This is a genomic window from Paenibacillus sp. JL3B1040 (assembly GCF_057063165.1).
The window spans coordinates 3853229-3876342 of the sequence record NZ_CM169317.1; the positions used below are offsets into that span (position 1 = coordinate 3853229).

Annotated in this window: 14 protein-coding genes; 4 read left to right on the plus strand and 10 right to left on the minus strand. The window is 55.8% G+C overall.

Annotation, left to right across the window (positions count from 1 at the left end):
- Positions 1 to 15: 15 nt before the first annotated feature.
- Positions 16 to 1407 (minus strand): group II intron reverse transcriptase/maturase, encoded by a 1392-nt coding sequence (gene ltrA / locus ACZF99_RS17495; protein ID WP_483606349.1) that lies wholly within the window; start codon positions 1405 to 1407, stop codon positions 16 to 18.
- Positions 1408 to 1894: 487 nt separating this feature from the next.
- Positions 1895 to 3925: a beta-galactosidase gene (locus ACZF99_RS17500; RefSeq protein WP_483606350.1), complete on the minus strand. Its 2031-nt coding sequence runs from the start codon at positions 3923 to 3925 to the stop codon at positions 1895 to 1897.
- Positions 3926 to 4052: 127 nt separating this feature from the next.
- On the opposite strand from ACZF99_RS17500, the gene ACZF99_RS17505 reads away from it, so the two are divergent.
- The gene (locus tag ACZF99_RS17505) at positions 4053 to 4886 is read left to right on the plus strand and encodes an AraC family transcriptional regulator (protein WP_483606351.1); all 834 of its coding nucleotides are present in this window, start codon (positions 4053 to 4055) and stop codon (positions 4884 to 4886) included.
- A gap of 163 nt (positions 4887 to 5049) precedes the next feature.
- Positions 5050 to 5202 carry a hypothetical protein gene (locus ACZF99_RS17510; RefSeq protein WP_483606352.1) on the plus strand — a complete coding sequence of 51 codons (153 nt, stop codon included), beginning with the start codon at positions 5050 to 5052 and terminating at the stop codon, positions 5200 to 5202.
- 63 nt (positions 5203 to 5265) lie between these two features.
- Here the strand turns inward: ACZF99_RS17510 and ACZF99_RS17515 are convergent, their stop codons facing one another.
- From ACZF99_RS17515 to yicI, 6 genes are all read right to left on the minus strand, one after another.
- A complete protein-coding gene (locus ACZF99_RS17515) occupies positions 5266 to 7659 on the minus strand; it encodes a glycoside hydrolase family 95 protein (protein WP_483612807.1) in 2394 nt (797 codons plus the stop codon).
- 100 nt (positions 7660 to 7759) lie between these two features.
- Complete coding sequence (locus tag ACZF99_RS17520) at positions 7760 to 9496, minus strand: ABC transporter substrate-binding protein (protein ID WP_483606353.1); 1737 nt, start codon at positions 9494 to 9496, stop codon at positions 7760 to 7762.
- Positions 9497 to 9699: 203 nt separating this feature from the next.
- A complete protein-coding gene (locus tag ACZF99_RS17525) occupies positions 9700 to 10602 on the minus strand; it encodes a carbohydrate ABC transporter permease (RefSeq protein WP_483606354.1) in 903 nt (300 codons plus the stop codon).
- A gap of 13 nt (positions 10603 to 10615) precedes the next feature.
- Positions 10616 to 11596, minus strand: coding sequence for an ABC transporter permease (locus ACZF99_RS17530; RefSeq protein ID WP_483606355.1), 981 nt, complete (start codon positions 11594 to 11596; stop codon positions 10616 to 10618).
- 106 nt (positions 11597 to 11702) lie between these two features.
- A complete protein-coding gene (locus ACZF99_RS17535; RefSeq protein WP_483612809.1) occupies positions 11703 to 13475 on the minus strand; it encodes a sensor histidine kinase in 1773 nt (590 codons plus the stop codon).
- 65 nt (positions 13476 to 13540) lie between these two features.
- Entirely contained in the window at positions 13541 to 15859 is a 2319-nt protein-coding gene (gene yicI / locus ACZF99_RS17540; protein WP_483606356.1) for an alpha-xylosidase, read from the minus strand.
- Positions 15860 to 15994: 135 nt separating this feature from the next.
- On the opposite strand from yicI, the gene ACZF99_RS17545 reads away from it, so the two are divergent.
- Positions 15995 to 16900 carry an AraC family transcriptional regulator gene (locus tag ACZF99_RS17545; protein ID WP_483606357.1) on the plus strand — a complete coding sequence of 302 codons (906 nt, stop codon included), beginning with the start codon at positions 15995 to 15997 and terminating at the stop codon, positions 16898 to 16900.
- 136 nt (positions 16901 to 17036) lie between these two features.
- On the opposite strand, the gene ACZF99_RS17550 is transcribed toward ACZF99_RS17545, so the two are convergent.
- Entirely contained in the window at positions 17037 to 19898 is a 2862-nt protein-coding gene (locus tag ACZF99_RS17550) for a glycoside hydrolase family 3 protein (RefSeq protein WP_483606358.1), read from the minus strand.
- Between the two features lie 367 nt (positions 19899 to 20265).
- Between ACZF99_RS17550 and ACZF99_RS17555 the strand changes: the two genes are divergently transcribed.
- Positions 20266 to 21174 (plus strand): transposase, encoded by a 909-nt coding sequence (locus tag ACZF99_RS17555; RefSeq protein ID WP_483606359.1) that lies wholly within the window; start codon positions 20266 to 20268, stop codon positions 21172 to 21174.
- A 255-nt stretch (positions 21175 to 21429) separates the two neighbouring features.
- Here the strand turns inward: ACZF99_RS17555 and ACZF99_RS17560 are convergent, their stop codons facing one another.
- The gene (locus tag ACZF99_RS17560) at positions 21430 to 22974 is read right to left on the minus strand and encodes a response regulator (RefSeq protein ID WP_483606360.1); all 1545 of its coding nucleotides are present in this window, start codon (positions 22972 to 22974) and stop codon (positions 21430 to 21432) included.
- Positions 22975 to 23114 lie beyond the last annotated feature (140 nt).

A 23114-nucleotide genomic window follows, 5' to 3' on the forward strand; every position in this document is an offset into this window, starting at 1 on the left:
GGCGGTTCCAAAAGGTTAACAAAGTTCCAAATAACGAGAAAGCAAGCTTTTGAGCCCTTTTGCTTCCCAGTAGGAAGTCGGAAGGGCATTATTTGTGTTTCTGGACATTTCCCAGGCTCCCCTTCGTGAGTTGGCCATCTTAAAGGCAGCCCATCCCGGAACGCCAAGAGCACGTAACTCTCGGAGACGGGTTCGTACCCGTTTCCATTGTTTCCAAAGGCACATTCGGAGTCTTCTTCGAATCCACTGGTCGAATCTTTCGCAGTGCCCCTTCGCTGAGGCTAGCCGAAAGTATCCCATCCAGCCCATAAGGTATCGGTTCAATTTCAGAATCCGTTCTTCCATCGCCATGGGCCGGGTACGGTTCGTTAACTCCCGGATTTTCTCCTTGAACCGGGAGATCGTTTTAGGAGCTAGACGAATCGTTGCCTGTGAGTTCGACAGGAAACTAAATCCCAGGAACTTTCGGTTCCACGGACGGTCTACCGCGCTCTTATCCCGATTCACTTTCAATTTCAGCTTGCCTTCCACGAAGCGAATCACCGATTCCATAACGCGTTCCCCTGCTCGCCTGCTCGCTACAAAGATGTTGCAGTCGTCCGCGTAACGAACAAACCTCAGTCCCCTCTTTGTCAGTTCTTTGTCCAGATCATCGAGTAAGATGTTCGCCAGAAGCGGACTTAGCGGGCCGCCTTGCGGGGTTCCCTCGTCCGTCTTCTGGCAGACGCCACCTTCCATCATTCCGGCTTCCAAGTAAGCTCGAATCAGCTTCAAGACTCGCTTGTCTGTCACTCTCCTCGCCACTCTTGCCATGAGAATGTCGTGGTTCACCCGGTCAAAGAACTTCTCCAAGTCCATATCTACGACCCATCGCAGACCGCTTTGGATATATCGCTGGGCTTGCTTCACGGCATCGTGTGCTCTCTTCCCCGGTCTAAAGCCGTAGCTGTACCATGAGAAGTGGGCATCGAAAATCGGGTTCATCACTTGCAGAAGTGCTTGTTGGAGGAACCGGTCCATCACGGTCGGGATGCCGAGCGGCCGCAGGCCGCCTCCGGGTTTGGGAATTTCCACCCGTCTGACGGGCAGCGGTCTGTACGTCCCCGTTAGAAGTTCGGCTTTCACCGTTTCCCAGTATGTTTTCAGGTAGGCCTGTAGCTCCGCTACCGTTACACCGTCCACGCCGGGAGCTCCCCCGTTTTGTACCACTCGCTTATAGGCGAGTCGGAGGTTTTCTCCTTCGAGCATTCGCTCCAACAAGTCGTTCTGGTCTTTGCGAGAGGAAGGGGCGATTTGTGCCGTCGAAGAACTCGGCACTCCAGCATACCCTGGCGGCTTCACCGCTTCTCTTTGCTGGCAGCTCCCTTTCGGGATATTCGGCTGTCTTTGCTCTTCGCGCGAACGCATCGGTTTCCTCTCTCCTTTCGGTTCGGCCCTTCCGGTTTCCAGCGTCCCGTACTCCCGTACTATGGCCTCTGCTGACTCCTGCGGGTTCAGCACAGCCTCCCGACTGTGGTTACGAAGGAACTTCGCTCTTTTTTTTTTTTTTCCTCCCGCAGGCCTCCCCAGATAAGAACGTCATCTTTCCGCCCGCGACCACTGGAGTTTACAAGATGAGCCCTTGGCGGCTTTGGATTTCGTCGTGTGCAGGCAACTCATCCGACTCATCCTGCCTCAAATCCAGTTCGTGTACCTTGGCCCGTGCTTTTGCCTCCGGCTTCCTCCGGATTCCGTCTCGCGACGGACACCCTTGCCCTTGGCTACGGTAGGCGCTCGCCAGCCCCCGTTCGGGACTTTCACCCTAGAGATGACGCCCATGCTGGGCGTACCGCCAAAAAACCGCAAGGCCCAACGGCCCCTGCGGTTTTTTGGCTGATATGCCCGGCGGACGAGCTTACTTCTTGCCTTCCAATAGGACGACGCCCTGCCCTGGCACCGTGACGGTGCCGGACACCTCGGCATTCGCGAGCAAGTCCTTCATGCCGACGGACCCGATCTCCACCTCGGCGGCTTCTTCGTTATGGTTCAGCAGGAACAGGAAAGCCTTGCCGTCCTTGACGCGGCGGGCCACTTCCACGCCGGCCGGAGCGTCCAGCAGCGGCCGGATTCCTTTGTCCTCGCACAAGTTCTTCAGGAACCCTTGCAGGAAGGCCGCATCCGGGCTGCTCGCCACATAATATGCGCGGCCTTTCCCGAATCGGTTGGACGTCACGGCCGGCATCCCCTTATAGAAGTCGGAGCCGTATTCGGCCAGCACTTCGGCGCCTTCGGCGTGGATCAAATCGCACAGAAGGCCGCACTCGTATTGGCCCGACAGCTCGCCCCAAGCTTCTTTCATCACGATTTGGTTGGTGCGGCCCGGCAGCAAAGCGTCGATCTCTTCCGCCCAGATCCCCAGCACGGAGCGCAGCTCGCCCGGGTAACCGCCGGTCGTCACCAGATCGTTCTCGTTCACGATGCCGCTGAAGAAGGTGGTAATAAACGTGCCTCCGTTAGCCACAAACTCCTCGACTTTTTTCGCGAATCCCGGCTTCACCATGTACATGACCGGCGCAATGACGATTTCGTATTTGCCGAAATCCTCCTCCACCGACACCATGTCGGTTTCGACGTGCATTTGGAACAGGGTATCATAATATTTGTGAACCTCGTTCACATAGTTCAGGGCCACAGTCGGCCCGCTCGAGAGTTCGAGCGCCCAGCGATTCTCCCAATCGTAGACGATACCGATCGCAGCATCGGTCCGCGCATCCAGCAGCGTATCGCCAAGCTGCTCCAGCTCCCGGCCGAGCTCCGCCACCTCGCGAAATACCCGGGTATGCTCATGCCCGACGTGCTCAATCACCGCCCCGTGGTATTTCTCGCAGGCCCCGATCGAACGGCGCAGTTGGAAGAACAGCACCGTATCGGCGCCGCGCGCAACCGCTTGATAACTCCACAACCGCATCACGCCGGGACGCTTGAGCGAGTTGTACGGCTGCCAGTTTTGCTGGCTCGGCGTCTGCTCCATCAGCATGAACGGCGCACCGCTCTTGAGCCCGCGCATCAGGTCGTGGGTCATGGCCGTGTGGCTGACCGGCGTATCCAAGGACGGATAATTGTCCCAGGAGACGATATCCATGTGTTTGGCCCATTCGAAGTAATCCAGCTCCGGATAAAATCCCATCAAATTCGTGGTTACCGGTACGTTCGGAGTATGCTTTTTGATTTCGTCGTACTCCAGCTTGTAACACTCCAGCAGCGACTCCGACTGGAAGCGGCGATAATCGAGAGAAATGCCCTGGAAATTCGTGCGGTTTCCGCCCCATTCCTCGCTCAGTTCGTTCGGAACCACGATCTCTTCCCAATCGTAAAACGTATGGCCCCAGAATCGCGTATTCCAAACCCGGTTGAGCTCATCCAGCGTTTTGTACCGCTCCCGCAGCCAAACGCGGAACGCGGCGGCGCAATTGTCGCAATAGCAGTAGCCTCCGTATTCGTTGGAGACATGCCAGATCAACAGGCCGGGATGATCCTTGTAGCGTTCGGCCAGCTTCCCGGCCAGCCGAGCGGAATATTTGCGGTAGGTCGGCGAATTCGGGCAGGAGTTGTGCCGTCCGCCAAACCGACGTTTCCGTCCCTGTACATCAACGCGCAGCACGTCCGGATATTTGCGGGCCATCCATGCGGGGTGAGCCCCGGTACTGGTTGCCAGACAGACGTGGACACCGCTCTTATACAAGCGATCGATCGTTTCGTCCAGTTGGGTAAAATCGTACGTTTCCTCGCTCGGCTGAATTAAGGCCCACGAAAACACGTTGACCGTGGCGACGTCGATTCCGGCCAGCTTGAACATCCGCTCGTCTTCTTTCCAAATGTCCGGACCCCACTGCTCCGGATTGTAGTCGCCGCCGTACCAGATTTTCGGCAGTTTATCGTTGATCACCATATCCACATCCTTTAGCGATATATAACTTCTAAGTCCATTGTAAGGTGGAATTTTTCCGCTTTATATATAATATTTTCGTAATGTTATATAATAATATGGATCAAGTAAGGAGGCACTTATCACGATGAGTTCTCGGGCCTTTACCCGTTTTGTATTCTCTCCGGCGGCAACCCCGGATCTTCCGTTGCTCCTGGAAAGCGTAGGCTATAACCCGAACCAGGAGAAAATCGCCCGCCCGGACGGATACCCCTATTACCATTGGCTGCAGACCGCCGAGGGCGAAGGCGAACTGACCTTCGGCAACGGAACGGTCCCGCTTCCTCCGGGCAGCGGCATGCTGCTGCCGCCGGGGATGCCTCACGCCTATGCGGCCAAGCGCAGCACGAGATGGGAGACGTATTACCTCACCTTTGGCGGGGCGGCCGCCGGGTCGATCCTGGCCGCGTTCGGCATCCGGGAGGCCGCGTTGTTCCGCTGGGAAGCGGAGGCTCCCCTGACTCCGCTGCTCGGGCATTTGCTGAATAAGCTGGACCGCATCCAGGACTTGTTTGGCCTGGAAACCTCAACGGAAGTGTATCGTTTTCTCGCCGTGCTGAGCCAATTCGGCCAGGTGAGCGGCAGCGCCGTCACCCGCAACATGGAGAAACTGGGCCCTCTGCTTGCCTGGATGGAGCAGGAATACGGCAATCCCGACATCGGTCTGGATACCTTGGCGGAGGTGGTCGGGATGTCAGGCCGACACCTTAGCAAGCTGTTCCAGCAAACCTTCGGCATCGCGCCGTACAGCTACCTTACCCAAATGCGGATCCACAAGGCGAAGGAGCATCTGGCCAGCGAGCCCGGCGTCACCGTAGCCGCGATCGCCGGCAAGACGGGCTTTCGCGATGCCAGCCATTTCGTCGCCACCTTTCGCAAGCATACGGGCATGACGCCCCAGCAGTTCCGCCGGCTGCATTAGGAACAGCGTTCCGTCGGCGGCAAAATCGGCTGTGGCGGATGGGCGCCGACTATTTGTACGATTAATCGTACAAATTCGCTCGGGCGGGGCAGCCGAATCCCGCATTATGTACGTAATATCGTACAAATCGACGGAGGCGGTGTCGGGGACGTCATGATCGTCGGTGGACGCGTGGCGTCAGGGGTCCGTCGTGTGCGGCGTAGTCCGTTCGTCGTTGGTCATCGTTAGTCGTCATTGGTCCCCGGTCGCCGTTGGTCATCGCCGGTCGCCTTCGGTCGTCGTTGGTCGCCGGTTGTCCCCGGTCGCGAGTTCGTGATCGCCGCCGGTCGTCGCCCCGATCTCCAATCGCCGAGCCCGCCGCCTCTCGCAGTGCTAACCCCTAGCCCACGCTGTACGTCACCCCCGCTTCCGTCAGGAAGCGTTCGCCTTCCTGCGCCGTGCGGCCGTCCGGCAGCCGGACGGCCAGGCCGCACAGCCCGCGCAGCGTGCACTCGCCGCCGACCGTCGACGTGATGCCGGCCGACGTCAATCGGCCGTCCTCCCACGTCATGTCGACGGTAAAGCCGCCGCGGGCCCGCAGGCCGCTCACCTGGCCGCTCCCCCACGCCTTGGGCAGCGCCGGCAAAAGGTCAATGCCGGCCATGTGGCTTTGCAGCAGCATTTCCGCGATGCCGGCGGCCCCGCCAAAGTTGCCGTCGATCTGGAACGGCGGGTGATCGTCGAACAGGTTCGGGTACGTCGAGCGCGACAACAACGTGTCCACGAACCGGTGCGCCGTCTCCCCATCGCCCAGCCGGGCATACAGGTTGATCAGCCAAGCGCAGCTCCAGCCGGTATGGCCTCCGCCATTCCGGATGCGTTCCTCCAGCGTTCGGCGGACGGCTTCCGCCAGCTCCGGCGTTTGCCGCACGGTGATTGCGTCTCCCGGATAGAAGCCGTACAGATGAGACACATGCCGGTGTCCCGGCTCGGCTTCCGCAAACGGCTCGCTCCACTCCTGCAGCCGGCCGTCCGGGCCGATCTGCGGCTGGGCCATGCGCGCCAGCGTACCGGCCGTCTCTTCCCGCCACGCCTCGTCGACGCCAAGGATTTCCGCAGCCCGGATCGTATGCTCGAGCAGCTCGCGGATCAGGAACAGATCCATCGTGCTGCCGGCGGACACGCTGCAGGGCTCGCCGCCATCCGGCGTCAGGAACTTGTTCTCCGGCGACGTCGAAGGCGCCGTGACCAGCCGGCCGTCCGGGCCGGCGACCAACCAGTCGCGGCAAAACTCCGCCGCCCCCTTCATCAACGGATAGGCGGTCTCCCGCAAAAAACGCTCGTCCGGCGCAAATTCGTAATGCTCCCATAAATGCCGGCACAACCACACCCCGCCGAGCGGCCAAAAGGCCCAGCTGGCCTCGCCGTCCGACGGCGTCGACTGGCGCCATAAATCTACATTGTGATGGGCCACCCAGCCCCGGGAGCCGTAATGAATCCGCGCCGTTCGGGCGCCGGTGACGCTCAGGTCGCGAATCAACTCGAACAACGGCTCATGGCACTCGGCCAGCCCCGCCACCTCCGCCGGCCAATAGTTCATTTGCGTATTGATGTTGGTCGTATACCCGCAGTTCCACGGCGGCTGCACGTGCGGATTCCAGATGCCCTGCAAATGGGCAGCCTCCGTCCCCGGCCGGGAGCTTGCCATCAACAAATACCGACCATAGTGAAAATAAAGCGCCTCCAGCGCGGCATCCTCAGCCCCGCCGCGGTAAGCGTCAAGCCGGACATCGGTCGGTACGGCCGCCCGTTCCGCCGCCGCGGACGCGCTCCCCAACTGCAGCTCCACGCGGCCAAACAGGCGGCGGTGGTCCTCCACATGGCGCTCGCGCAATCGCGAATAGCCCAGCTCCGCCGCCGCATCCAGCGCGGCCCGGCACCGCTCCGCCGGATCGGCGCCGCCGCTTCCCGGCGCCTTGTCATAGCCGGCGAAATCCGTCGCAGCCGCCAGCAGCAGCGTCACCTCCCGCGCCCCGCGGACCGCCAGCTTGCCCGATTCGTCCGCTTCCGCCGTTCCGCCCACGAGAAGCGCCTGCAACTGCACTTCGAAGGCAAGGCCCCGCCCTTCCTCGTACAAGACCGATTGCGGGTGATCCCCGCGGTAATTGTCGGCAATGTGGCTGGGCGCCCGGCCCGTCATTACGAGACAAGCCGAGCCCGCCGGACCGCCGCCAACCTGATGTTGGAGCAAAGAATCCAGTGAAGCGGCCAGATCAACGGGCTTCTCCCCCAGCGCAGCGATTCGCACAACAAGCACCTGGTCGACCGCGCTGACAAACACCTCACGGAGATAAGCCGAATCGCCTATCCCATAGTTCGTCGCGGCGATTCCCGTCGCCAAGTCCAACTCCCTCCGGAACCCGGTAAGCTCATTCTCCGCGCCGGCCTCTGCCGCAGTATGCTTTCCCTGCTCCAGCCGCAAGTTGCCCAGCGGTTGGTAGGATTCCGTGCGCCGGCCCAGCATTTTCGCATCGATCAGCCTCTCGGCGTCTTTGTATTTGCCGGTAAAAATCAGCTCCCGCGCCGGTCCGAGATGGCGCAGCGCATCGTAGTTCTGCGGATCCCGGGGAAATCCCGACCATAACGTATCCTCATTTAGCGCGATCAGTTCCTCATGCATCCCGCCGTATACCATCCCGCCGATTCGCCCGTTTCCGACGGGAAGAGCTTCTTCCCAACGGGAAGCGGGCCGATCGTACCACAGCTTCCAAAGTTTTTGCTCCAAATTACTCAGAATGCCCACCCTTCCTGAACATGTTCGTAAATTTGCAGAAAAGGCCCGAAGGAATCACGGGCCTTTTCCAAACCAAATATATTGTTTTGCAAAAAAAGAATTATTTCAGATCCTTGCCGGTAAACAGCTCAACTCTCGCTTTGACCAATTCCGTGAACTCGGCTTCCATTTTTTCAGCGCCGGCTTTATTCAGTTCATCAAGGAAAGAGTCATACACTTTGTCGAAATCCGTCGGTTTTGCCAGAACGGCTTCCGGAATCCGTTTGCGAATAATATCTTGCGTTTTTTGGAAAATCACTTGATATTCGCCATCCGTAGGAACAGGCATGTTGTACAAAGCGCCCCATTCCTTAGCTTCAAAATCGCTTTCTTGAGGGAACAAATCTTTCCAAGTTGTTGCATTGTACGCGGCCAACGATTCTTTTTCGGCATCGGAATAAAGCTCTACGATTTGTTCAGGGAAGTTGATCGTATAATAATTGCCTGTGGAATCCTTAACTCCGTCACCATAACGCGCACTCATTACGGCGTAAAGACCGGCTGGATTGCCGAGACCTGTTTCTTTTGTGAAATTGGCCGTATCGTTCATTCTTCTATCCGTAATTTCATCTGGAATGACGCGTTTCCCGTTTTCATCAACGGTGTAGTGTTTCCCTTCGATCCCCCAGTTTCTAAGGATTTGGCCTTCGTCGGAAGCCAGCCAATCCAGGAACTTGATTGCGCGAACCGGATCTTTACAAGCCGTTGTGATGGCGATCCCGTAACCGTCAACCCCAGCCGGTTGGAAGGAATGGTCAACATAATCTTCGCTCAGCGTAACGGGGAAGTGGGCGTAAGTATATTCATGCTTGCCCTCGGCTTTCAAGGCGTTTTCCGCATCCATGTAACCCCACTCTTGGTCAATCAAGCCAAGTACGCGGCCGCTGGCAATTTTGGCTTTGTATTGGTCTTCCTTCTGCACGAAGGTATCCTTATCAAGCAATCCCTCATTGTACATGTGGTTCAACCAGCGGAAGTATTCTCTCTCTTCCGGACGTTTATAGTGAAGCTGTGCTTCATAAGTTTCCGGATTGACATAATATTCGCCGTCATCCGGAGCGCCGGTAGCGCTGAAAGCCGGGTTGGTAACCGTGATCATGATTCTCCAGTCGTCCGCGCTCAACGTCAATGGAATGGTAGGTTGTCCGTCAATGGTCGGATGCTTCGCATAGTATTCCTTCAAAACGTTTTCATAATCTTGCAAAGTGCGAACCTTCGGATAACCGAGTTCTTTCAACACTCTGTGCTGGATTTCAAAACCGCCGGTAGCGTCAAAGTATTGGTTATCCACGCCCATATTCGTTACGATCGAATAGATGGCTGGATCTTCATTGCTGTACTTCAAGCGGTTCATGTTTTCACTGAAAATCTTTTTGATATTTGGCGCATGCTGCTCAATCAAATCGGTCAAATCAAGGATGAGTCCGGCATCGATCAGTTTGGACAGTTCGCCTTTGGCAAAAATCAAATCAGGAACATCGCCGCTGGCCGCCATCAAAGCGACTTTACTTTGTCCGCCGCCGGCGCCCACATCAAATTCGGCATCCAGGGTGACCCCGGTCTTCTCCGTAATCGCTTTACCAACATCATCCTGCATCCCGTTCCAGTTCGGGCTGGCATCCCCACCGAAAAAGGTAAAGGTGATCGGGCTAGTGTCATCCGCTGCCTGCGCATTTTGGCTATTGTTGCCTGCGGTGTTGCCTGCGGCATCGTTATTTCCGGAATTTCCGCAGCCGCCGACGAGCAATGTGCTGGCCAGCAGAAGAGCTGCAAAGGTTTTTGGACTTTTCCACTTCATATCTACTTTCCCCCTCGAAGAATAATGTAGAGCTATATTGTATAACAGGCGTACCTGCTTATACCTCCCTTAGACCGGAGTAGTTTCCGGCAAATCCATGAAGTAAGGGCTTACAACGAAAATCTTAAAATGCTATGATTGGATAGGAATCCGGCGAGGCTGCTTGTCGCCAGCCCCGCGAATCCTGAACATGAACGAAATGACTAAGCTTTCACGGCCCCCAAAGTCATGCCGGATACGAAATATCTTTGCAGGAACGGGTATACGACCAGAATCGGCACCGTGATCACAATCGTAATCGCCATCTTGATCGACTCCGGCGATACCTGAGCCATCTGGTTGGCCAAATCATTCGCGTTTGCCATTGCCGATCCTTGGTTGGTGCTAGCCAGTACCTTCATCAATTCGTATTGCAATGTAGTAAGATGAGGCTTGTTCCCGTTATAGAGATAAGTATCGAACCACATGTTCCATTGACCCACCGCCAGGAACAACGCGATCGTCGCTAATACCGGTTTACAAAGCGGCAGAATGATTTTGTAGTAGATTTTGAAATCATTGGCACCGTCGAGCTTTGCGGACTCTTGCAAAGCGTATGGCAAACCGTCGATAAACGACCGGATAATGAACACGTTGAATGCGGTAACGACTCCGGGCAAGATGTAAATCCAGAAGGTTCCGATCAAACCAAGCTGACGCATCAAAATGTAGGTCGGAACGAGACCGCCGGAGAAATACATCGTTAACGCCAAAACGGTGGAGACGAATCTCCGTGCCCTGAAATCCGGACGGCTCAAGGTATACGCCAGCATGGATCCGCTTATCAGTCCGAGAAGCGTACCGGAAACCGTTCGTAATATCGTAATTTTGAAGCCTTGGATCAGTCCGGTATAGTTGAATATCGTCTTGTAGTTTTCCAGGGTGAACTCGCGCGGCCACAAATAGATGCCGCCCCGAACCGTATCGGTTGAATCATTGAGAGAAATCGCCAGTACATTAAGGAAAGGATACAACGTAATAATCAGAATGACGGTCATTACAATGATGTTGCAGATGTCAAAAATCTTCTCGGATCTCGTTGAATTAAATGCTTTGCTTGTCGCCAAGTTGCTCCCCCCCTTACATAATGCTTTCTTTCGTTGTTTTCTTCATAATCCCGTTCGCCGTCAGCAGCAAAATGATACTCACGACCGAAGTGAACATACTGATTGCCGTACCGTAAGAGAAGCGGCTGATATTGATGCCGTAATTAAGCGCGTACAGATCCAATACTTCGGAATAATCCTTAACCAGCGCGTTCTGGAGTTGGAATTGCTTCTCGAACCCGATTCCGATCAAATGACCGATCGACATAATCAAAAGTACGGCTATCGTACTGCGGATTCCCGGAAGGGTAATATTCCAAATTTGTCTGAAGCGGCCCGCCCCGTCAACCCGAGAGGCTTCATACAGTTCCTTGTCGATCCCGGTGATCGCAGCCAAATAAATGATGGCGTTCCAACCGGTCTCTTTCCATATATCGGCACCGGTTACAATCCCCCAAAACCATTTCCCTTGAGCCATGAACTGAATAGGTTCGTTAATGATATGCAATGACAGTAAAATCTCGTTAACGATCCCGCCGTCGATCGAGAGCATTTTCGTCACGATCCCGCCTACGACAACCCAAGATACGAAGTGAGGCAAGTAAGATACCGTTTGAACGGTACGTTTGAAGAAGCTGCCCCTTAATTCGTTCAAGAACACCGCAAATAAGATCGGTACGATAAACCCAAAAATGATACTCAGAATGCTCATTGCCAGCGTGTTTCGCAATACGAGATAAAAACGTTCATCCTGGAACAATTCCACGAAGTTTTTGAACCCTACCCATTTCTGCTCGGAAAAGGATTTGGCCGGCTTATAGTTTTGAAAAGCCATCGTCCATCCCCAGATCGGCAGGTAGTTGAAGACGAACAACCAGATGACGAATGGCATGGACATTAAATATAAGTATTTTTGCTGCACGATGCTCCGCCAGATGCCACTCTTCCGCTTTTTGGGCGGTGCAGGGGTTGCGCTTACATTTCTAGATTCAGGCTGAGCTGTTAGCGTTTCCATCTCTTTTTGTCCCCCCTTGTTTGCTATAGCTTTATGATAAGCCCTGGGGGAAATTCGGAATACCAGAGAGATTTCAAACAAAACCATATAAAAATTAGAGATTGCCTTAAACCGGGAGCGTAAAACTGATTTCCGTGCCTTGGCCGTATACGCTGAGGATGCGAAGTCCATGCTCTTCGCCGTAAGACAAGACAAGCCTTTGATGGACGTTGCGCAACCCGATCCGCCCCTGCTCCGGCTCCTGGGCTCCGCTGATCAAGCGTATTACCTCTTCCAGACGCTCCGCGGGCATCCCCATGCCGTTGTCGCGAACCGAAACATAAACCAAACCGTCGTTCACTTCGACCTTCAGTTCCACGTATACGCCCTCTTCCTTGTCTTCCACGCCGTGCACGACGGCATTCTCCACCAACGGCTGAACAATCAGCGGCGGCACGCGGATCTGAGCAGCCGCCGGATCGATGTCGAGGGTAAACTTAAGCCGGTCTTCATACCGGAATTTCTGAATTTCCAGGTATGAGCTGACCATCTCTATCTCATCCTTGAGCGGTATGCTTTCTCGCCCGGCCTCGAGGTTTTTGCGCATCATTTTGCCCAGCATCCGGACGACATTGGCTATCTCCTTATCCCCTTTGAGGTGAGCGTTCATGCGGATCGATTCCAGCGCGTTGAACAGGAAATGCGGATTGATCTGGCTGGCCATCATCTTCAGCTTGATTTCCCGTTGCGCCAGCTCCAGCGCGTTGTTCTGCTCGGTCGTCTCCACGACCTGGTTCATCAGGCGTCGGATGCTCTCCACCATGTAGTTGAACTGCCGGGAGAGTTGGCCAATTTCATCGTTGCCGTCGATCCGGGACACAACCGTCAGATCGCCCAGGGCGAGGCGGTTTAAATGACGGCTCAGCCGCAGCATCCGATTCGTCGTCAGAAGCGAGACGGTATACACGAATACCAAAGCGATCAGCAAAACCAGCAAAATGATAATCAGTCCGATCAGGCTGACGGTATTCGCATCCTTTACGATCGGTTCGGTCGCAAATACCGAAATGAATTTCAGGCTGCTCATGCTTGATCCCGGGGACAAAGTGTCGATTACGAGATAGGATGGCTCTCCCCGGATATCCACTTTGAACGTCCCTTTTTGCTGCGTTCGCAAATCGATGCCGTAATCGAGCGATTCCAGCGTTTTGCCGACGAGCGTCGGATTTTTCGCGGCTACGACGTATCCTAAATCATCGGTGATCAACGTTTCAAACGGCTCCTGTCGCAGCATCCGGTTAAGTTCCTCCTGATTCATGACGATCACCAATACGCCGCTTTTGCCGGTACCTTGAAATGAGATTTGCCGGACCAAACTGAGCCGATTGACCGGGATTTCCTGGTTGTCATTAATGTAGAACCAACCGATGCTCTTGCTTGACATCGCTTTTTTATACCAATTCGTCGCTTCGACATCCTCACTCACCGGGATCAATTCCAGATTGTTGATTAAAGTCGGGTTATCGTAATAGAAGCGGATCCCGGATATCTCCCGGTATTGCCGGATGTAGTTGCGGAAATCGTTATAAGCGAGATAAGCCTTGGTCAAGTCAAGTACACTGGCATAATGCGTATTAACCATCGTTTCCAAGCCTTTATCGAGCACCAGAATGTCGGAAATGTCGGTAGGCACCCGAAGCATCGTCGCCGTTCGGGTTTTTACTTTTTCGACGTTATTGGTGGTTTGCGCGATCGCTCGTTCCATGGCCTGATTGCGGAAATAGGTGGTAATGCCGATCCCGACGATCAGCACGGGAATCATGACAACGACGATATAAGAAATGAGCAGCTTATGCTTGAGCTTCAGATTGTTGGTAGCGCGGATCAGTTTGACGAGCAGCGGAAGCACCTCCTTACATGGAAATATCCCCTATTGTAAGGGGATATCTCCGACTCCGTGACCAATTACTTCAAGGTGATTTGCAGTTCGGTTTTGCCGCTGAAGGAAGCCACTTCAAGCTTACCGTTGTCAGCCAGCGCTCCGCCTTGCACCGCAGCCGCTTCGCCCATGCCGTGCAGCGTAACGGAGAACGGCTTGCCGGCGCCTTCGGCGGTCAAAGTCACGAGCTTGCCGCTGCGAACGACCGTGACGTGGAGCTCGGCGTCGCCTTTGGCATTTCGCACCGTGCGAGAGAGCGCCGCCCCGTCTTCGACCGCGTATAGGCCGACTTCCACGCCGTCCGCATAGTCGTAATCCGGACTAACGTCGTTGGCGCCCGTCGCCAGAATTGAATTCGGCCGGACAAACAGCGGGAGGCTGAAGAAATCGTAATTCTCTTTGCGCCATTTGCCGCCTTCTACCGTCTGCCCGGACAGCAAATGCGTCCACCGGCCTTCCGGCAAATAGTAGGTTACGTCGCCTTGTTCGCTGAACACCGGCGCCACGAGCAGCGAGTCGCCCAGCATATATTGACGGTCCAGCGTTTCGCAAGCCGGATCCTCCGGAAATTCGAGGAACATCGCCCGCATCGTCGGCACGCCCTGCTGCGTCGCTTGGACGGCGGTGTCGAACATATAAGGCATCAAGCGGCATTTGAGCTTGGTGAAGAACCGGGTGACGTCTACCGCCTCGTCATCGTAAGCCCAAGGCACGCGGTAAGAGCTGCTGCCGTGCAGGCGGCTGTGGCTGGACAGCAAGCCGAAGGCCAGCCAGCGTTTGAACACATGTACCGGCGCCGTGTTCTCGAAGCCGCCGATATCGTGGCTCCAGAAACCGAAGCCGGCGAGGCCCAGCGACAAGCCGCCGCGGAGGCTTTCCGCCATCGACTCGTAGTCGGCGTAGCAGTCGCCGCCCCAGTGAACCGGGAACTTCTGTCCGCCGACCGTGGCCGAACGGGCGAACAAGGCCGCTTCATTTTTACCCAACTTCTCCTCAAGCACTTCGAAAACGACTTTATTGTAGAGGTACGTGTAATAGTTGTGCATTTTCACCGGATCGGAGCCGTCGTGGTACACGACATCCGTCGGAATCCGTTCGCCGAAGTCGGTTTTGAAGCAGTCGACGCCCATGTCGACCAACTCGCGCAGGTAGCCGGCGAACCATTCGCAGGCGTCCGGATTCGTAAAATCCACGAGCGCCATGCCCGGCTGCCACAAGTTCCATTGCCAAACGTCACCGTTCGCTTTTTTCACCAGATAGCCGTTTTGCTTACCTTCTTCAAACAGCCGGGAGCGCTGCGCGATGTACGGGTTGATCCAAACGCAGATTTTCAGGCCTTTCTCCTTCAGGCGCTTCAGCATACCCACCGGATCCGGGAATACGCGCTCGTCCCATTTGAAGTCCGTCCAGTGGAATTCGCGCATCCAGAAGCAGTCGAAGTGGAACACATGCAGCGGCAAATCGCGTTCGGCCATACCGTCCACGAAGGAATTCACGGTCGCTTCGTCATAATCGGTCGTAAACGAGGTCGTCAGCCACAGGCCAAAGCTCCAGGCTGGCGGCAGCGACGGCTTGCCGGTCAAATCGGTATATTTGTTCAGCACATCCTTCGGCTTGGGACCGTCGATCACGAAATATTCCAGCGATTCGCCGGGAACGCTGAACTGCACTTTTTTGACTTTTTCCGATGCGACTTCGAAGGAAACCGCGCCCGGATCGTTCACGAATACGCCATACCCTTTGTTGGTCACATAAAAAGGAATGTTCTTATAGGACTGCTCGGAGCTCGTGCCGCCGTCCTTGTTCCAGATGTCGACGACTTGGCCATTCTTAAGGAAAGAAGTGAAGCGTTCGCCAAGTCCGTATACCCACTCGCCAACGCGCAGGTCAAGCTCTTCGCGCATGTAGGTATTGCCGCCCGCCTCGGTCACGTGCGCCATCGATTTGAATCCGCTGCCGGTAATCCGCTCGTCGCCGCGATAGAAATCGACGGACCATTGCGGGCCTTTGTTGATGCGGACGCTGAGGTTTCCGCTTTTCAGTTCGGCATATTGTTCGTTCTCCGTAATTTCAGTATGGTCGCCACCCTTTGCCAACTCAAAATGCGGACCATGGTCAACCGTGCCGGCAAAATGAATCAACTTGACGCCGATCACGCCCGGTAGCGGGGAGTGAAACTGCATCGTCAGCAGCGTCGTATTGATCATGTCGCCGCGGCCGCGAATCGGCGTCGTCGAGGCGGAGGCAATCAACGTATGGTCTTGAACGTAAAAATCATAGGCCTGCACCGCAGGAGAAAGCGTAAATTCGTCGCGAATCAGCCAGTTGCCATCGGTAAACTTCATTTGGGAAATACCGCCTTTCTTATCGCATTGTTTTTCGAATGAAAACGTTCTATACTTGCATTATACTGACACCAAGTTTAATAAACTAACATAATCAAACGAAAATATAACACTATTTTGATGAGGTGAATGACTATGGATCAAGCGCTCCGCCGCTCCCTGAAGGAAAGCAAAAGCCACGGCACCGAACGGCTCCCGTTCGGCACGTACTGGTACCGCTACGGTCCCGGCGAGCACGTCATCGATTGCCATTGGCATGACGAGGCCGAGTTTTTTTACTGCCTTGAGGGCGAGACGCTGTTCCAGGTCGATACCGATTATTTCCCGGTCCGGGCCGGAGAAGCGGTGTTTATCGACGGCGGCGACATCCATGCCGCGCATGCGCACGGCGAACAGGGCTGCGCGTTTTTCTCCCTCGTCTTCGACACGCAGTTGCTGGCCAGCGCGCATTACGACGCGGTTCAGGAGAACCTTGTGCTGCCGCTGCAGGAACGGAAAGCTTCGTTCCCTCGTCACCTCCGCCGCGAGGAAGCGGCCAGCCTCTCCTTGCTGGAGCACATCGTATCCATGATGCGCAGCTGCAGCACCGAAGCGCCCGGCTACGAAGGCGCCGTCAAAGGGCATCTCTACCTGATGCTGGCGGAGACCGCGGCGGCCGGCCGGGCCGTCAACCGGGCGGCCGGCAACAGCCGCAGCGAATCGTCCAAGATCGACCGGCTCAAGACGGTCATCCTGCACATCCAGCACAACTACGGTCATCCGATCCGGCTGGCGGAGCTGGCGGCGCTGATCCCGATGAGCGAAGGCCAGTTCTGCCGGTTCTTTAAGTCGATGACCCGGCAGACGCCGATGGACTACATCAACTCGTACCGGATTCGCCAAGCCGCCGAGCTGCTGCGCGACCCGGAACGCAAAATCTCCGATATCGCGCTGGAAGTCGGCTTCGACAACATCAGCTACTTCATCCGCGTATTCCGCAAGGCCATGAACTGCTCGCCGTCGGAATTCCGCAAGCGGCTGCTGGCGCCGGTGGAGGTTTAATGCGGTTGGCGCGAACGGTTTTGTATTCGTTTCCTATAGTCTGGCTCAAAAGAGCGACAGAAATCCGGCGAGCCTAAAGTCCCGCTATGTTCGAACGTTATGTTAGAACGTTATTTTCGGACCGTTCTACTGGAGGCTAATACAGCCGGAACCAGCTGATTTGCGCCTCGCCTTGCAGATGCACATACACATCATGGCGGCCCGACAAACCGGTCGCGGCTTGGGCGGTAATCGTCGTCCAGGCCTGGTGCCCGCCGGTAGGCAACAACTGGCAAGTCATCACAGGCTCGCCTTCCGGTGCATCCAGCGTGACGGCAATTTCGCCGCCCTTCAGATTCCCCGATACCCGGGCTTCGAACCGGGACGTTCCCTCGCCCAACTCGACGTCGCGGAAGGCCACCCATCCGCGCTCCGCCTTGAGCCGGATGCTTTCGCCGCCCTCGCGGCATTCGTCCAGGAAGACCTGCTCGTAATCGTCATAGTTCACCGCCCGAACCGGTTCGCGCAGCGAACGCGGCGGCACGGTTTCGCCGTCCACCCGAAGCGTTGCCGTCAAGGCCATCGTCCCCGAGGAAGGTCCGACCATGATCGTATATTGGCCCGATTCCACGCAATAGCGATCCCGGGTCACATCCCAGAACGCGAGCTCCTCCGCTTTCAGCGTAAACGTAACCCGCTTCGTCTCACCCGGCTGCAAGTGTAGGCGGGTAAAGCCCTTCAACGTTTTCAACGGACGCGGCACCCGAGACTGTCCGATCCGCACGTACAGCTGCGGCACTTCGTCCCCGGCCATTTCCCCGGCGTTCCGCACGTCAAACGAAACTCGGACTTCGCCGTCCCGGCCTATCGTCGTCCGATCCAGCGCAAGTCCGCCATATTCGAACGTCGTATAGCTAAGCCCGTGCCCGAACGGGTACAACACCTCGCCGTCAAAATATTGATAAGTCCGTTTTCCCTTAATGATGTCATAGTCCTTCAGCTCCGGCAGTTGGTCGACCGATTTGTACCAGGTCATATGAAGCCGTCCCGCCGGATTGTAATCACCGAACAGCACGTCGGTCACGGCATGGCCCAGCTCCTGGGCGGCATGGGAGGTAAACAGGATCGACGGCACCTGCCAGTTCTCCCAGTTGACTGCAAACGGATAGCTCCCGACGATGACGACCACCGTATTCGGATTGGCCGCTCTGACCGCCCGGATCAGCGCTTGCTGCACCGGCGGCAGCACGATGTCGGCGCGATCGATCGTTTCCTTCGCATTGATGAACGGATGGTTGCCCACAAAGACGACCGCCGCATCCGCCGACTTGGCCGCATTCACGGCTTGCTCGACCCCGTTCTCCACGATCTCCACGATCCAAGCTTCGCCCGGCAGTTTGCTATCCGCTTTAACGGCATTATCAAACACATTTTCGCCAACCGCAATTAAGCCGCCGCGTTCGTTCAGCACGATCGGCCGTCCGTTCCACGCCTTCATCTCCACCTTGCCGCTTGGAACAGTACCCAGGCTGAACACTTCCTTTACGAACCAGCCGCTGGCTTCGTCAGCCGTCGCCGTCAGCAGACCCGAATCGGTCTCCGTCACGAACTTCCCGGTATCCGCCGACCGCAGCGTGATGGAGCCCCAGCCCCAATCGCCCCGCTCGAATACCGCCGCATCGGCCGTGCTGTCGCCGGTTGCCGCCAAAGCGGCTTCCGCTCCATCCCCGGACGCGATCCGCACATATTTGCCGGTCGCCGCGGAGCGCAAGCGAATCCGGTCCAGGCCGGTTCCGAACCGGACGGGACGGTCGCCCATTTTCTCCTTAATCCCCTGAAGTGGAGTTACGCGGTACGGCGGCGTGCCGCTGTACCAGTCGGTCAACGCTTCAGCGGCCAGCGGTCCGACGACCGCCACCGAACCTAGGGTTTGCGGCAAGGGCAGCAAGCCTTCGTTCTTCAGCAGCACGATCGATTCGCGGGTTGCCTTGAGCGACAGGGCCGCATGTTCCGGTGCGCACAGCTTGGCCTCCGGCACGCGGCTGTACGGGTTGCGCTCCTCGGGATCGAATTCACCCAGCCGGAACCGGACGCGGAAGGCGTTGCGCAGCGCGCGGTCCAGGTCCGACTCGGCCAGCAAACCTTGCTCGAGCGCACTTCGCAGCGCCTGGAACATGATCGGCTGATCGTCGGTCATGCTGTCGACGCCGGCCTTGATCGTTCCCGCCACCGCTTCGGCATAAGATTCCACGTAGCGGTGGTCCAGCACCGTGCCCATCACGTCGCCGGCATCGCCAACGACAAACCCGTCCATGTTCCATTCGCCCTTGACGATATCATTGACTTCCGGATTGAGGTTGCAAGGCGTTCCGTTGATCGCGTTATAAGCCGTCATCATCGAGCCGGCCCGGCCTTCCCGGAACGTCCGCTCGAACGCTTTCAAATAATACTCCCGCTTGTTTCGCGGATCGATGCTGACCGAATCGCTGCCGCGGCCAATTTCATTATTATTTCCGTAAAAATGCTTCAGCGTAGCCACGGCCTTATAATAAAACGGATGATCGCCCTGCAGGCCCTTCACCAGCTCGGTCGTTAACGTTCCCGTGAGGTGCGGATCTTCGCCGTAAGCTTCCTCCGTCCGCCCCCAGCGCGGGTCGCGCTCCATATCGATGGTCGGAGCCCAGATCGTCAAGCCGTTAACCGCCGGATTCCGCTGAAAATACACCCGGGCCTCATCGCCGATCGCCGAACCGATTTGACGCATCAGCTCCGGATTCCAGGTGCAGGCCAGCCCCGTATTTTGCGGAAACGACGTGGCTTCACCCAGCCAGGCGACGCCATGCGCGCCTTCCGTGCCGTGTTTGTATTTTTTGACGCCGAGCCGCGGCACCTCTGTTTGGAACTGGCACATCAGCTCGATTTTTTCATCCAAAGTAAATCGGGATACCAGATCGTCCACCCGCTCCGCCAGCGGCAAATCCGGATTTTGATAAGGATATTGAACCGTATTGTTCGTCATGCGATTACCTCTCTCCCCTACTCCATAGTTTCGTTGTAAGCGCTTAAGCAAAACGCTCCGCTTGTACCCTCTCGGGTTTGCCAATCCTATCATAGCCCGCACGCTTCCCCTCGCGATACACAGAACATTAGTCATCTTTTCATATAAAAATATCGCATCTACTTTCACCTACTTCGACTATTTCGCGCCCTCCTTTCCGCGATTATCCCTTTCGTTCAGAAATAGGTTAGCGGAGAGGAGATATGAGGTCTTCTAGGCTGATCCTCCACATTTTTATTGGGATTATTTCTTGTATTAAGAACATTTGTTTGGTATAATGAAAAAAAGAGAACGTATGTGCGCATTTCTTGAGTTGGAGGGATCGGACATGGAAATAGTTGTGAATACGGAGCTTCAATCGATCAACAGCCGTTTTCAAAGTGAGGCGAACTGCATCGATGCGATTATCGCTATGAAGTGGCCAAATGGCTTCGTCTGCCCGCGATGCGCTTATACCGGGTGCACCCGTCTGTCCTCCCGCCGCCTTCCTTTGTTTGAATGTGGAAGATGCGGCTATCAAGCCTCGCCTTTGGTGGGCACGATTTTTGAAAGAACTCATCTGCCCTTAGCGAAATGGTTTCAAGCTATGGAATTGTTCCTGCTTCCCGATGGCATCTCGGCGCTGCGATTGAGTCAGGTCATCCAGGTTACCTACAAAACCGCATGGCTCATGCTGCACAAAATCCGCCATACTCTCGGCGAATGCGATGCCCGGGAGCTGCTCAGCGGAGAGGTGAAGGTGAACTGCGATCAATATGCAAGCGATCCGTTGCGGTTTCATCCAGCTGCTCAACCTTATGCCACCGCGGTCGTCGCCGGATGCACGGTCACGGAGTCCGGGGAGCTGGGGCGGGTGAAGATTCAGCTGATTTCGCATAAAAGAGGAGGCGGGCAACGGGCCAACCGGCACGATCTTTCCGCGTTCATTCATAAGCATATCGAGGACCCTACTTCCAGCGTTCAATCGTTTCCGTTGGCTTATCGGCTGTATCTGCCTTTACGGAGAGAAGTAAGAGCGGCTTGGAGTTCTCTCAAGAGTACGTATGTCGCCATAGGGATAAAACACTTACAGGCGTATTTAAATGAGTATACTGTACGCCGCCGCTTGCTCATGTCTGATTCTGAAGAGACGATGAGCCATAAACTTCTGCATATGTGCGTGTCTGTTCCAGCAATCCCGTACCACCAACTAACTGCACGCCAACAACAAAACCCGTCCATAGCAGCAGCGGCTTAATCAACTGCTGAACGAACGGGTGCTGAACGAACGGGCTGCTAAGCGAACGAGAAGGGCCGCTTTCGGGACGGACCGGGTGGACTGGGCTGGGTTAGGCTGGATCGGCTGGTATAGGATCAGAACTTTTTTATAACATGAACATTTTTTCTTCCGAACGTTTCACGGGCGTTTCCGTCTCTCTTTCTCCACTCCCTGATGCAACGGGATAATCGTCAGAAGAGCTCGGGTGGCATAGGCATACATCCCAAAGAAGATTCAGGCATGGTTCGACTGCTTGCGGTACGCAGAAGGCGAAGTGCCGACATACTTGCGGAACTTGCTGTGGAAGTAATCGACGTTGGTGTAACCCACCTTTTCGGCCACCTGATAGACTTTCAAGCCTTCCTCAAGGTAGCCCTTCGCTCGTTCGATCCTTACTTTATCGAGATACGTATTGAAGTATTCCCCGGTTGTGTTCTTGAACAATTTGCCCAAATAGGCGCTGTTATAGTTGAAAATGCCCGAGAGCGTCTCCAGTTTGAGGTTATCGCTAAAGTTGCGGTGAATCAGGTCTAACATAATTTTGACTTCCCGGTGTTTACCGTCATCGCCGAGTTGATTCATGATCTGCTGCAGCAAATTCTCCGCCAGCCCGTTTAACTCCAGGATCGTAAAGGCTTTTTGGATCTTGGAAAAACCGTCGGAAAACTCCTTGCCGCGGTTTTGCAGCTCCGGCGATTGCTTCAGCGCCTTGCCGTAAATCGTCGTCAGCAGCTCCACGTAACGGTTCTTGACCTCGTTCTCCGTCGCGCCTTCGGCCGTATACGCTCCGCTCAGTTGGCGCAGCAAAGATTGGACCGCTTCCCGATTACCGATGTCAACGGCGTAAAAGAGCTGTTCGCCCAGCTCTTCGATCGAAGGCCCCGAGCCCTTGGCCGTCCCGGCTCGCAAAGCTTCCGGAGTCAAGATCGTTCCCTGATCCAGAAAAAAATGATGCCGAACCAGCTCGCACGCCGTCCGGTAGGATTCGCGGATCTCCGTCAAGCAGCCGACCTTCTCGCCGAGCGCGGCGGAAAACCGGATATCCGCCCCGGTCAGCTCGGCGGCCAGCTCGCGATAGATCTCCCCGAGTTCTACCGAGAGAAGCGGCTCCTTCAGCAGAACGCCGAGCTTGGCGTGAATGGCGAACACCCAGCCGCGGCCGGTCTCCTCGAACAGCCGGACCAGCGCTTTTCGAGTTAGCGCATTCATTTCGGCTTCGGCGTCTCCTTCGATTTGCGCGGTCAGCAGCAGGACTTGAAACGCCTTGCCGCTGATGCCGACCTGATCGGCCCGCTCGCATAGCGGGGCGGTTTCGTCTTCACTATCGCAGGTCAACACGGACTGGATCAGCGCTTCGCGGTTCCATTCGGCCGTGACGTGCTTCCACTGCTGGGAGGCTTTCTCCTCGTCGATCGTCACCTTGATCTTCCAGAGGTAATCCTTCAGTTCGTCCTCGTCGACCGGCTTCAGCAAATAGCCGTCCGCCCGCTGGGTCATGGCTTTCTTCGCGTAGCTGAAATCCGCGTAACCGCTAAGAATCAAAATATGCAGGAGCGGGTCCTGCCCGCGGAGCTTCTCGATCAATTGCAGCCCGTCCATGCCGGGCATGCGGATATCGGCCACCACCAGGTCGGGACGATAGCGCTGATATTTATCCAGGGCTTCGTTCCCGTTCGCCGCCGTATCGACAACTTCATAACCGCAGGCTTCCCAATCGATAAATTTGCGCAAGCCTTCCCGAAGCTTGGGTTCGTCGTCAACAATAAGCGCTTTAATCATTAGGCATTCCTCCGGCCGGAAGAATTTCGTTCTTCCAGCGATTTAAAATAATGAAGCGTTTACAATGATTATATTTTAATTTTTGTCTGCTCCACAACCATTATTCTGTTGATTTATTGCACTATTTTGATGCGGACAAA